Source organism: Rhodococcus sp. UFZ-B548, assembly GCF_903819475.1.
Taxonomy (GTDB): Bacteria; Actinomycetota; Actinomycetes; order Mycobacteriales; family Mycobacteriaceae; genus Rhodococcus_F; species Rhodococcus_F erythropolis.
Genome location: NZ_CAIJDS010000014.1, coordinates 123569 through 134971, shown reverse-complemented (window position 1 = coordinate 134971; position 11403 = coordinate 123569). Strand labels below are relative to the sequence as shown.

The following is an 11403-nucleotide window of genomic DNA, read 5'->3' as shown; positions in this document are numbered from 1 at the left end:
ACACCAGCGGTGTAGCCGGCCGGTCCGGAACCGACAATGATGACGTCATGGACCGCGGGCGTGGTTTCCAGCTGGGTGGTCATGCGAGCCTTCCAATAGTGAGTGCAGACCCTCCGCTTCTTGGAGAGCCGTACCGATCAACACCAGGATAAGGGGTGTTGTTCCCGCACTCCGCTGGAAAGTGGCTCACAGCCGGCAGCTCACAGCGCGGGACTCACTGGGCGGGGCGCGGTGCCTCCCGAACCACCAGCGCGTCCCGAACCACACAGCGCGTGCCGGTGTAGATGGTGGGCATGCACTTGTTGCAGTGGATACACAGACCCTCGTCGACGCTCTCGGCCTGAAATTTGTTGACCAGTTGTGGGTCCCTGAGCAGTGCGCGCGCCATGGCGACGAACTCGAATCCTTCATCCAGTGCGTGCTCGATGGTGTCGACGCGGTTGATGCCGCCGAGCAGGATCAGTGGCATCCTCAGCGCCTGTCGGAACTGACGGGCGAAGGGCAGGAAGAAACCCTCCTCGAACGGGTACGTCGGAAAGAGTTTGGGACCGTAGAACTTCAGCCCGTACCCGACGAGTTTGGGTTGGGAGGCGACAAACTCAGCCAGTGGGACCTCGCCGCGGAAGAAGTACATTCCGTTGAGAAGTGAACTGCCACCGGTCAATTGCATCGCGTCCAGGTGGCCGTCGGCTTCGAGGATCTGGGCGATCGGCAGGCTCTGGTCGAGCCACAGACCTTTCGGCACCCCATCGGACATGTTGAATTTCGCGGTGACCGCCACGCTGGATCCAGCGGCCACTCGCACCGCTTCGATGACTCGACGCGGATACTCGGCGCGCTTGGCGACGCTGCCACCGTATCGGTCGTGGCGCTTGTTCAGATTGGGGCTCATGAACGAACTGAGTAGATAGTTGTGACCGAGATGGACCTCGATGGCGTCGAATCCTGCGTCCACTGCGACGCGGGCGGTCCGTTCGAAGTCGGAGACAACATCGTCGAGTTCGGCAAGTGTCGCGCCTTTGACGAGGCCCATTGCGGGCGGACTCAGCCGGGTCGACGGCGCCAGAGTCTTCGTCTTGTTGGAAAGCGTGTTGGCAACCAGTCCCGCGTGGCCGATCTGCGCCGCGGCAAGCGCGCCTTCGGCGTGGACGGCGTCGGTCAGTCTGCGTAGTCCCGGCAGTGCGCGCTCGTCCATGACAAGGGTGTCGCGGTGGACTCGTCCACCTGGTGAGACCGCGCAGTAGGCGACGGTGGTCATCGCGGCCCCGCCCCGGGCGACTTCGGCGTGGAAGTTGATCAGATCGTCCGAGACCGCTCCCCGCGGCATGACGCCCTCGAACGTCGCAGCCTTGACGATGCGGTTGCGCAAGGTCAGAGGGCCGAGACGTGCGGGTTCGAATATCGACGGTGTGGGCGCTGTGGTCATTTTCAACTTCCTGCGGCGGCCTGATCTTTACGATGCCAGTGGACTCGTAACTACGACGATATAGCGCCTACTCCCAATCTGTCCGACAATTCGACACGATGAACGCCACAGGATCAGGTCGCCCACGAGACCCACGCATCGACGACACAGTCCTCGAGGTCACCCGAGCGATGCTCCTCGAGGTCGGATGGGAGCAACTCAGCCTCCGGGCGATCGCGGCACGGGCAGGGGTCAGCCGAGCCTCGATGTCACGACGATGGCCGTCGAAGGCACATCTAGTTCTCGGGTCGATCCTGGGTGCGACACCAGACCTGACACCGTTCGAGGGCACCGACCGTGACGGCTGGATCCGTTGGGTGGTGGAGGGAAGTGCTCAGCTGTTCTCGCGGCCCGAGGTTCGCGCCGCGTCGCCGGGACTGCTGGCTGCGCTGCGCGACCATGACGACTTACGCAACGAATTGTGGCGCGGTTTCAGTGGGCCGAGCACGCAACTCTTCCTTCAGAACGCCGAAGATCCCGAATCGGCACTGCTCGATGCCAAGGCCGTGCTGGTATTGGCGGCCGGAGCAGCGATGTTTTCGAGTCTGATAGCGGTCGAGGACGATACGGATGCGTTGCGCGGGAGAATCCTCGAGCTCCTGCTACCGGCGGCAACACCGCGCTGACCGTCGACGTCAGCCGATGTTCTTGACCGACAACGTATTCGGATTCCCGTCGCTGCAGTTGATCCCAACGGTGAGTGCAGTGATCTGACGCGGCTGCGATCCCGCGAAGAGTAGGACTACCGCAGGTGCACCGTCGATGCGAACCTCACCCGAGCCGAGCACCGGCCTGCCCTCGTCGATGCCATTGGCGCTCAGGCAGCCGGCAAGCTTGGACGGATCATCCAGCGGTCCAAGGTTTTTGGATCCGATGAGTGAAAGCAGAGACGCCGAATCCGGATCGTCGACAGCAGATGTCACCGGTATGCTTGGTTGAGCAACAACGCTTTCGGCAGGTTCGGAATCTCGGGTTCCGACCACAACGATCACGAAGGCCACCAACACGGCTGCTGCGGCACCGAGCAGCCACGCTTGTGGGCGTCGCCGGAACGGCACGACGGTTGTCTCTGCTGACAGCTCGACCTGACCGGACTGTAAATCCAGTGCCGAATTGATTCGCTCGGCAAGCGAATTCGGAATCCGTTCGTGAGAGGCCTCGCGCGAGTTCAGTGTCGCGAGTGATGCTGTGACGCTGTCGAGAGTAGTGACAAATGCATGGGCGTCGGCGTCTGCGTGTACCAGCGGCCACAGAGCTGCACTGGTTTCGGGATCGAGAACCCCGGCGTGAAGATCCGCCAAGAGGTCCTCGGAAAACGGAGGCGACGGAACGCGAACAGACGGATCTGTCATGAACCCTCCCTCGGCAGTCGGTGTGGACGCTTACAAGATAGGACGCGGCCGGTTCACGAATGGTTCCCGCCCTCGCGAAAGTCCTCCAACTGGGCGGCGAGGCGCTTGCGTGCGCGGGCGCAGCGACTCTTCACGGTCCCTACGGGCACGCCCAACCTCTCGGCGGCCTCGGCCACCGGATACCCCTCGACATCGACGGCGACGACGGCAGCGCGCTGCTCAGGGGGCAGCGATGCCAGCGCTTGTTCGACGGTCAGGCTCATGTCCACGCCCGCCGCGTAATCGCGGTGATCACGGGGTTCCTCCGCATTCTCGGAAGACAGAGAGAACGCGGCCCGCGATTTGTTGCGTCGGATCCGGTCAAGGCAGGCATTGACCACGCACGCGTTCTCGGACGTTGGTGAGGATTGGCGAGATAGGGGCAGCCTTCTGACCTGCGGAAAAGTGTGTTTCTTCCGTTGGTGAGATTCGGCCTGTTTCGGATCTACTGCGTACCCTCTGCGTACCCAGGGCCGCAGAGGCGCCCACCGGTCGTTTCGTCGACGGCTCTCAATACGCTCACTCCATGACCTTGCTCATGTACCACCTGAAGCGCCACACGATCACTGTCGTGACTGACACTCTCGCATCCTCTGCAGGCGGTCCAGACCTCACCGCTACTAAGTACCGAGTGCCTGAGCACGGAAGGTTCATCATCGCCGGAACGGGGCTCGAGGATGTGATCGCACCGTGGCTCGACATGGTGGCTGCGTCGGGACTGAAGACCGTGGACGAGGTTGTGCAGTTCTCTGAAAGGCTCTTGCCGGAACGATGGACGGCCGTAATGGATGGGATCGACGATGACCCCGGGCATACAACTGCCTTCGTCTTTGGCTTCCGCAACGGCAAATCGACACGCGTGCAACTGTCATCCCGCGATGGATTCCTACCTGACCGGAAACGGCCGCCCCGGATCGCGATCCGCCCACCGCCACCGATGTCCGTGCTCGAAACACTCACCCCGTACGAAGACGGCACAGACGATGATCTGTTGGCAATTGCCAGAGCCGTCGCGGCTCACACACGCGAGCACCCGGACGATGTTCGAATCGGTGGTGACGCCATCGCCGCGCAGATCACTAGCCGCGGCCGGCGCACCATCAAAAAGCTCGGGACTCTGGACTGACCCGCCAGGTCAGTCGAACGTGATTTCGGCGGCGAGCTTCGCTAGCCGTTCTGTTTCATTCGCGCGGGCGAGCTCCTCGCGGCGTCGGCCTTCGCGACGCGCGTCAGCCAACGCGGACTCTTTCCTTCCCGCCTCCTCAATTCGCGTCACTGCGGCAGAGAGCTGTGAGGTCTGATCCTGCACCGCCTCGAGAGTTACCCCCGTCAGCTCGAGTGTGCTTCGGTAGACGCGCAGGCCTGGCCTAACGCTCGGGGCTTCAGAGCGCTCAAACTCAGTCACATTGCGTGAGAGTTCGAGAAGTACGGTGTAACCGGAAGCACCGTCGCTCGTGCCGTTCGGGTCGGGCGGAAGCACACGGAGAATCTTCAGCGGGATCAGGTCTGTGTTGTCTGAGGAAGCCATTGGCGCACCTTACGTCCCGATACCGACAGCGGGAGCGGAGTGGGCGTCTATTGGGTATTTCTAATACAGGCAGATACGGACCGATAGACCGATTGTCGCGTGCAGAAATCGGCCCTTTTCGGTGACCGCACCGGAAAGGGTGTCGGCACTACTGACACCCTTCAGCCTGCCTTTTTTGTGACAGCGCGGAGAAGATGAGTCGTGCTACGCGCGCGCACGACTCCCCCCTACCTCTTGGGGGAGGGAGGCACACTCGCCGGTGGAAGTGGTCCGTCCAGCCCGATCGCCATGATTGCGAGCCCCCTCCCTGCCCTGACAGCAAAGCACCCCGACTTGTTTCTGAGCCGGGGTGCTTCGTTGTGCGGCCTGGGTCAGGCTGCGGTGGCGATCTTCACGACACCGAGCGGCTGGTACACCGACAGGTGGTAGCGGGACTCGACGCGGGCACGCATCAGGTTCTTGTCGAAGTTGTCGCCCGAGCTGTCCCACTTGAGTTCCACGTTCGCGTCAGTGTCGACGGCGAGTGCGGTCGGGTCGAGCAGCACTGCGGTCTTGGCCGGCAGTGCCGTGCAGATCGCAATGTTCACTCCCCAGAGGGTGCGCTTCGCGCGATCGACCGGGCCGCCGAGTTCGAGACTGCCTGCCGTTTCGGTGCGGGCGAGCTCGAGGGTTTCCCAATCGGCGGGGCTGAGAACGAATGTGCCAGCGGTGTGGCCGATGCTCTCGACTGCGGTCACGGCCTTGCGGGTCGTGGTCAGCAGGTCCGTCACGAACGCCTGCGTCTGGATGCCGGACGTGTTCAGCAGGCCGGTCAGCTCGTTCTTGGCGGGCGGTCCGGTGACCTCACCGACGCCGTTGAGAACCTGATTCTCGAGTGCGCGGTAGAGACCGTAGATCATCTCGTCGGTGACGAACTGTTCGAGGTTGGTCACGTCCTCGAGGCTGTACTTGTCGATGCCTTCGGACAGGTGCGCGATGACCTTCAGTTCGCCCTCGACGGGGGTCAGCCCGTACACCGAGGTCGGCTTGGTGTCACCGGATTTGACGACGGCCGCGTTGTTCGTGCGCGCAGTCTGGCGCAGGAACCGGAAGACCGGCGAGGACTGCTTGACGACGGGGATCGTGGCGAGCAGCTCGGAGAGAGGCCGTGCGTTGGTGACGATGTTCGGGGACACCGTGACCGATACCGCGGTCTCACCGCTCGGCAAAAGAGCTTTGGTGCCGAAGGAACGTCGGGCGAGCGAGCGCCCCTTGGCGCCGAAATGGGAATCGAGGATGTCGTCGTCGGGTCCGCCTGCGATCATGCCTTGAGCGGCGCGGCGGCCGAGCTTGGCGAACGACTTGGCGGACACGTTGAGGAATCCCTTACCGTCTGCGCTTCCGGTCTCGCTTGCCGCTTCGGCGCTCTCGTCGGCGATGGCGTCGAGTTTGCCGAGGATGGCGGCAGCATCGTTCGCCTTCGCGATACTTGCGTCGAGGGTTTCGATCTCGGCAATGAGTACCTGTACCGCTTCGGCCTGTTCGGCGCTCAGTTCGGTACCGGCAGCCTTTGCGCCGTCGACGATGGCGTTGGCCTTGGTGAGCGCAGCGGCGCGCTTTTCCTTGAGATTCATGGTGTGTACTCCTGGGCAGAAATGAATGTGGGTGCGCCTGGGAGACGGGCGGATTGGAAGGCTTGACCGCTGGCCTCGCTGGGCGTCACGTTCTTTCACGTGACCTCAGGGGCGGACGGGTTGACGCTCTCCGTGTACCGATGGTCTGACACCGGGTCTTGTGGATTGTGCTGGCGTGCAGGCGAGCTGGTCGTGGTCACACCGGGCGTTCGATGATCGGTCGAACCTCGGGGACGGTTACCGCTCTGCCTGCACCCCTGGCAGCACTTGAACTTCCGCGATCAGCTTAGCAGTGTGTGGAGATCGGAAAGCAAAGCAGTCTCGGCGTTTTCGGTTCCGATCCCCTTTTTGAGCGCAACGGATGCGATGTCCGCCACGGCCATCGTGAGATTGAGAGCGTCGTCTCCGGTGTCGAGTTCGCCGAACACGACCTGCGCGGCGTGCAGATCTTTGCGTACGGCAGCGAGGACAAGGCGCAGTGCGCGGGTCTTGTCGGTGTCGTTCATCGGTCGAGCGTTCTGGTCGGGCATGGGTTCACCTTCCGGTGCTGTGGTGGAAAAAAACTTCGGGGAGAGAAGGCCTGACTGCCCAGCGAAGGGAGTCAGGCAGTAGGGGGCTCGGTAGCGATCCGAACCCCCTTTCCCTGGTCAGGCGAGTCGAGGGTCTGCGGCGGCTGCGAGGTTGCGCAGTGAGTCGCCGAGCTGCCTCGCTTCCAGAGGGCTCATCGACCATGGTCCGAGTTCAACCGTGGCCCCGGTGATTCCGTCGTCGGTGTAGACGCCAGCTGCTCTGACGTTCACGAATTCGTCGCTAGCGTCGTGCCTCAACAGGGCGGTGACTTCATCGGTGATCAGCCAGCGCGGCGCGTTGTCGAGCGTCGGATGGGCCGGATCGTCAGGCAGGCTCCCGTCGTCGTCAGCGGGGTAGAAGACAGCTTCGGCAGTCGAGGGCGGGATCAGCGTCACGATGGTTCGACCTCCGCGCGACGGCGAGACGATCTCGCGGCGGGTGTCCTTGGTCGGGTCTGGATTCCAATAGTGGGTCAGTGTGCTGTTGTCGCCGGTGGTGACCGTCGACCAGATCAGCCGGCCATCGGAGTACGTGGGTCCGTCGCAGTGTGGCCGGGCGATGTCGAGAACTTCCTTGGTCAGATCGTTGAGGAAGTCGAGGGCCCACTCGTTGCCGGCATGCAGCTCGGTGGCACTGACACCTTCGGTCGGGATGTTCCCGCCGATTGCGTCGGTGGCGCAGTCGATGCGGTTCTTGACGATGTTCGCGACGTAAGCGAGGGCGTCGGCGGCGGTGTGGTTCGGTGTGGTGTTCATGCGGTGTCCTTCGTTCGTGTGGTGGATTCCTGCAGGCGTCGGTTCCAGATTCCGGACGCGTCGTGTTCTGTTGCTGCGACGGTGCACTCGGCGCGGACCGGGCAGCGGAGGCAGATCGTTTTTGCGCGGTGGTGTCGGTACTCGCGTTGTTCGACGGTCTCGTGGTCGACGTAGGCGTCGAACAGTGGTGCCATCCCTTGGCAGGCTGCGCCGGTGAGGCGTTCGTCCACGAGCGTGGCGATGAGCGGTATCGGCGTAGGTGCGTACTTCGAGGATCGCCCTCGGGTTTTGGTCATCGGATACCGAAGTCGTTCGTGTGCACGGTGGTGCGTAGATGCGGCTTGCATGTCAGGCACGGGATCATCCGGCCGTCGAGGTCGGCACCGAGCCATCCGTTTCGACAATCAGGGTTGTGGTCGCGTGGTTCGGCGTCGTCGCCGTAGCGGTCTTTCATCAACCTTCCTTTCGATTCGCGGCGAGCGCTGCGTCTACGAGTGCCTTGCCTCGCCTCGCGGTGTTGATGCGATCAGGGTTGTGGTCACAGACGACCGTCCCGAAGTAGCCAGTGCCATTGCAGAGATGACATTGCGGCGCCGATGCGGTGGGCGCGGAGCGGCCCGCATTCGTGACACCGGCGAAGAAATCATCTTTCGGTTTTTCGGTGACCACCGAAGTTCTCGCGCTCGCGTTACTTAGGTGAGACAAAGGATCTGGTGTAAGTGGACTGGTGTAATGAACTGGTGGGTGGACATCCAGATGTCCACCATTCGAGCCGAAATGTCCACTAGTCGTCTCCAAATGTCCACTAGTCGAGGGCGATTGGTGGACATCTGAGAGTCCACTAGTCGAGTGGTCACTGGTGGACATCTGAGTGTCCACCAATCGCGGGTCAGAATCGGTGGGGAATGTCAGCCGATACACGTCAGCAGAGTTCCGCATTCGCCCCCGTTTGCCCTTCGTGGTGCACTCGATGAAACCGAGTTCGATTCCTGATTCGAGAGCGCGACGGACTGTCTTCTCCGAGACGTGTCCGGCATCGGTTAGTAGGTTTTCGGCGATCAGTTGGCGACCAGGGCGGGCATTGAATCCGTCAGGGTCGGCATACGATTCGAGCTCGAGCAAGACGCGTCGTGAAGCGTCGGTGAGGTGCGGGTCGCGCACCACCATCCGGCGCCACGCGTAACGCATCGAGTCAGTCACAGTGGTTAGTCCTCCACGTCGAATCGGCGGTAGTCGGTGATGAGCCAGGCGATCGATTGACCGACGAGCAGCGCGGCCAGGAGTCCTTCGGTGATGCTCATGCGAGGTTGGCCGGGTCGAGGTAAAGCCACGCACGATGTATCTCGGTCAACTTGTCGATGAGAACGGGGATGTCCGACGCTGGAATCTCGGCGAAGTCGAGACCGGCGGGATGGAAGCTCACAAGCCAGCGGTCCATGGCAACAGTTCCGTCTTCGAGAACTTCGTCGAATCGATCTAGTCTGACGAGCGCCTGCCCAGCTTCGCGGTCGGTGCCGACTACGGCTTCGAGGGCTACCGTCGTCCTGCATGTACCGGGCGTCAGGGCGGCGATAACTTCTGCAGCGGTGGGGATCGTTGGTACAGTCACGGCTGAGTCCTTCTCTGTGGTGGAGATCTGGGTTTCATTGCCCTCGATGCCCTGGCCGGCGTCGAGGGCGTTCTTCTTTTTCGAGGTGGCGTGCACTACGCGACACCGCCACGGACGTTGTTGTCCTCTTGTACGGCTAGCCACTCGTTCAGCTTTGAAAGCCGGTAGACCACGCGCTTGCGGCCTAGGACCATCGACTCCGGGCCATCTCCGACATGCCTCCAATAGCGGAGCGTTCCGAGTGGAAGGCCTGTCATTTCACTGACCTGCTTGGTGGTCAGGTACTTCTCCGCCTGTTCGGCCACGTCTAAGTGTGATCGGTTCATGACTCCCTCTGTTTCTCTGATGCAACAGAACTTCATTTTTGCAACAACTGAATGTTGGCATTGATTGTTGTTGCTGTCAAGCACTAGTGTTGCGCCTATGAAACAAGCGGATGATGCGGCGAATCAGGCACCAACTACGGCTAGCGGTCAGATCCCCCGCACGCTCGGTGATGCAATTCGATTGGGTAGGAACAAACTTGGCCTCAGTCAGCGGGCACTAGCGGCAAAGATCTCCGAACTGGGTGTGCCAATGGATGCGACGGCAGTCACGAGACTTGAGAACAATCAGCGAGAAGCTCGCCTGAGTGAAGGGATTGCGCTCTCACGCTTCCTTGGCTTCGACCTCTTCAACTACGCCCCTGCCGGTTTTTCCTATGCGGGCCTGGTGGCTCACACGGTGGCCTCATACAAGACGGCCGCCGAGTGCATGGTCGCTCTGTTACTGGACTCGGCGGAGGCGCTGGGAATGCAGAACTACCTGGACGATCCGGTGGATCGCGACGAGATTCTCACCTCCCTGATGAACGAGATTAGGGATCAGACCGAAGTGAATGGCGAACTTCAAATCGGCGACGAGCCTGTCTCGGCCCTGTTGGCGGCACCACTCGAGTGGGAGCGTCGGGGTGCATTGATGGTTCTGCAGCACTTGGTTTCTCAGCTAGGAGTTGGTGACAGTGGCAGCACCGAGGCGTAACCGGCGCGCCGGCGTCGAGGATCTATGGTGGAAGACGGTTCGTGTCGACGGCAAAGAGCAAAAGGTCGAATCGAAATTGCATGGATCTGGAAAGCGTTGGCGTGCAAGGTACGTCGATGACGAGAGTCGTGAGCGGACAAAGCGATTCGATCGCAAGGTTGATGCTCAGAAGTGGCTCGATGACATCGTGGCGAGCCAGGTCACCGGCAACTACATCGACCCGGTACGCGGTCAGATCACCTTCGGCAGCTTCTATGCAGAGTGGGCGCCGCGTCAGGTCTGGGTGCATCACACACGCCGCGAGAATGATCGTCTCGACCGGACTGTTCCGTTCCGTGACGTAGCGATGGCGGACCTGCGGGCGAGCCACTTCGAGGCCTGGGTCAAGAAGATGCAGGATCAACCTCTGGCGCCGTCGACGATCAAGTCACGGATGATGACCGTGCGCTCCATTCTCAAAGCAGCGATACGCGACAAGGCGCTCGCGTCTGACCCGAGTCAGGGCGTCAAACTCCCCCGCACTCGGCGCGCTGAGGCCGCAATGGTGATTCCGACCAGCGAGCAGGTCGGCAAGCTAATCCTGTGCGCAGAGAATCGATTCACGCTATTCATCGCACTGTGCGCTTTCGCCGGCCTCCGCTCTGGCGAGGCATCCGCGTTGCAGGTAGCGGACTTCGATTTCCTGCGTCGAGACATTCACGTCGAGCGTCAGGCGCAGCGGATCCGCAGTGGCGTCGTCGAGATTCGCCCTCCGAAGTACGGCAGCGAGCGAGTGATAGCTGCACCGAAAGAACTCATCGACATGGCGGCCGAGCACATCCGCTTGCACGTCCCTGGCGACGACCCGCAGCGCTGGATGTTCGAGGGGCTCAACGGGAACCCGATGGAAAACAACATGGTCGGCGGGCGTTGGCGCAAAGCGAAGGCTGCGGCAGGCATTACGGACGTCAAGCTGCACTCCCTGCGGCATTATTTCGCGTCCGGTCTGATTGCTGCAGGGTGCGACGTGGTGACCGTTCAGCGCGCTCTCGGGCACTCGTCTGCGTCCGTCACGTTGGACACGTACAGCCACCTGTGGCCGAAGGCTGAGGATCGCACTCGCAAGGCCGCGAGCAGTCTTCTCGATGAGGCGCTTGGATCTACTGCGTACCCTCTGCGTACCGAAGGCCTCTCCTGAGCTTCTGACCTGGCATTCCAGGCGTTGACCACGATGGTGTGGAGCCAACTACGCACCGCCGCATCCCCGCGGAACTTCGCCGCCTTGCGGTGCGCGGACAACAGACCCTCCTGGAGTGCGTCTGCCGCGTCCTCGTCCGAGTAACTCGTTCGCCGGGCAACGTGCCACAGATGATCCTGATGCCGGACCAGTAGTTCACGGAACGCGTGTCGATCGCCCGCGACATGAGCGGTCAACAATTCGAAATCCGTCGCCTCGAGATTCTTGTTCTCGAA

The 11403-nt window shown here is 61.8% G+C and carries 14 protein-coding genes and 2 pseudogenes; 4 read left to right on the top strand and 12 right to left on the bottom strand.

Annotation, left to right across the window (positions count from 1 at the left end):
- Nucleotides 1-214: 214 nt before the first annotated feature.
- The gene (gene nox, locus H7C86_RS14930; RefSeq protein WP_182261760.1) at nucleotides 215-1426 is read right to left on the bottom strand and encodes a 4,4'-dithiodibutanoate disulfide reductase; all 1212 of its coding nucleotides are present in this window, start codon (nucleotides 1424-1426) and stop codon (nucleotides 215-217) included.
- A 98-nt stretch (nucleotides 1427-1524) separates the two neighbouring features.
- Between nox and H7C86_RS14925 the strand changes: the two genes are divergently transcribed.
- The gene (locus tag H7C86_RS14925; protein WP_020909857.1) at nucleotides 1525-2091 is read left to right on the top strand and encodes a helix-turn-helix domain-containing protein; all 567 of its coding nucleotides are present in this window, start codon (nucleotides 1525-1527) and stop codon (nucleotides 2089-2091) included.
- Nucleotides 2092-2100: 9 nt separating this feature from the next.
- Here H7C86_RS14925 and H7C86_RS14920 read toward each other — a convergent pair whose 3' ends face one another.
- Together H7C86_RS14920 and H7C86_RS14915 are read right to left on the bottom strand one after the other, a co-directional pair.
- A complete protein-coding gene (locus H7C86_RS14920; protein WP_182261759.1) occupies nucleotides 2101-2817 on the bottom strand; it encodes a hypothetical protein in 717 nt (238 codons plus the stop codon).
- Between the two features lie 53 nt (nucleotides 2818-2870).
- Nucleotides 2871-3197: pseudogene (locus tag H7C86_RS14915) on the bottom strand (sigma-70 family RNA polymerase sigma factor); the annotation flags it as partial.
- A gap of 185 nt (nucleotides 3198-3382) precedes the next feature.
- Here H7C86_RS14915 and H7C86_RS14910 point away from each other — a divergent pair.
- A complete protein-coding gene (locus H7C86_RS14910) occupies nucleotides 3383-3982 on the top strand; it encodes a hypothetical protein (protein ID WP_182261758.1) in 600 nt (199 codons plus the stop codon).
- Between the two features lie 9 nt (nucleotides 3983-3991).
- On the opposite strand, the gene H7C86_RS14905 is transcribed toward H7C86_RS14910, so the two are convergent.
- From H7C86_RS14905 to H7C86_RS14870, 8 genes are all read right to left on the bottom strand, one after another.
- Nucleotides 3992-4384: a hypothetical protein gene (locus H7C86_RS14905; protein ID WP_182261757.1), complete on the bottom strand. Its 393-nt coding sequence runs from the start codon at nucleotides 4382-4384 to the stop codon at nucleotides 3992-3994.
- Nucleotides 4385-4755: 371 nt separating this feature from the next.
- Nucleotides 4756-5997, bottom strand: coding sequence for a phage major capsid protein (locus tag H7C86_RS14900; protein WP_182261756.1), 1242 nt, complete (start codon nucleotides 5995-5997; stop codon nucleotides 4756-4758).
- Between the two features lie 281 nt (nucleotides 5998-6278).
- Nucleotides 6279-6527: a hypothetical protein gene (locus tag H7C86_RS14895; protein ID WP_182261755.1), complete on the bottom strand. Its 249-nt coding sequence runs from the start codon at nucleotides 6525-6527 to the stop codon at nucleotides 6279-6281.
- 117 nt (nucleotides 6528-6644) lie between these two features.
- Nucleotides 6645-7322 (bottom strand): hypothetical protein, encoded by a 678-nt coding sequence (locus H7C86_RS14890; RefSeq protein ID WP_182261754.1) that lies wholly within the window; start codon nucleotides 7320-7322, stop codon nucleotides 6645-6647.
- A complete protein-coding gene (locus H7C86_RS14885; protein ID WP_182261753.1) occupies nucleotides 7319-7618 on the bottom strand; it encodes a WhiB family transcriptional regulator in 300 nt (99 codons plus the stop codon). The genes H7C86_RS14890 and H7C86_RS14885 overlap by 4 nt, the downstream gene beginning before the upstream one ends.
- Entirely contained in the window at nucleotides 7615-7776 is a 162-nt protein-coding gene (locus H7C86_RS14880; protein WP_182261752.1) for a hypothetical protein, read from the bottom strand. Before H7C86_RS14880 ends, H7C86_RS14885 begins: the two co-directional genes overlap by 4 nt.
- A gap of 843 nt (nucleotides 7777-8619) precedes the next feature.
- Complete coding sequence (locus H7C86_RS14875; RefSeq protein ID WP_182261751.1) at nucleotides 8620-8931, bottom strand: hypothetical protein; 312 nt, start codon at nucleotides 8929-8931, stop codon at nucleotides 8620-8622.
- Nucleotides 8932-9026: 95 nt separating this feature from the next.
- Nucleotides 9027-9257: an AlpA family transcriptional regulator gene (locus H7C86_RS14870; protein WP_220463461.1), complete on the bottom strand. Its 231-nt coding sequence runs from the start codon at nucleotides 9255-9257 to the stop codon at nucleotides 9027-9029.
- A gap of 97 nt (nucleotides 9258-9354) precedes the next feature.
- Between H7C86_RS14870 and H7C86_RS14865 the strand changes: the two genes are divergently transcribed.
- Nucleotides 9355-9951, top strand: a complete 597-nt coding sequence (locus H7C86_RS14865; RefSeq protein ID WP_182261750.1) for a helix-turn-helix transcriptional regulator — start codon at nucleotides 9355-9357, stop codon at nucleotides 9949-9951.
- Nucleotides 9932-11128 carry a tyrosine-type recombinase/integrase gene (locus H7C86_RS14860; RefSeq protein WP_220463460.1) on the top strand — a complete coding sequence of 399 codons (1197 nt, stop codon included), beginning with the start codon at nucleotides 9932-9934 and terminating at the stop codon, nucleotides 11126-11128. Before H7C86_RS14865 ends, H7C86_RS14860 begins: the two co-directional genes overlap by 20 nt.
- A gap of 17 nt (nucleotides 11129-11145) precedes the next feature.
- On the opposite strand, the pseudogene H7C86_RS37235 reads toward H7C86_RS14860, so the two are convergent.
- Nucleotides 11146-11367: pseudogene (locus H7C86_RS37235) on the bottom strand (sigma factor); the annotation flags it as partial.
- Between the last annotated feature and the right edge of the window lie 36 nt (nucleotides 11368-11403).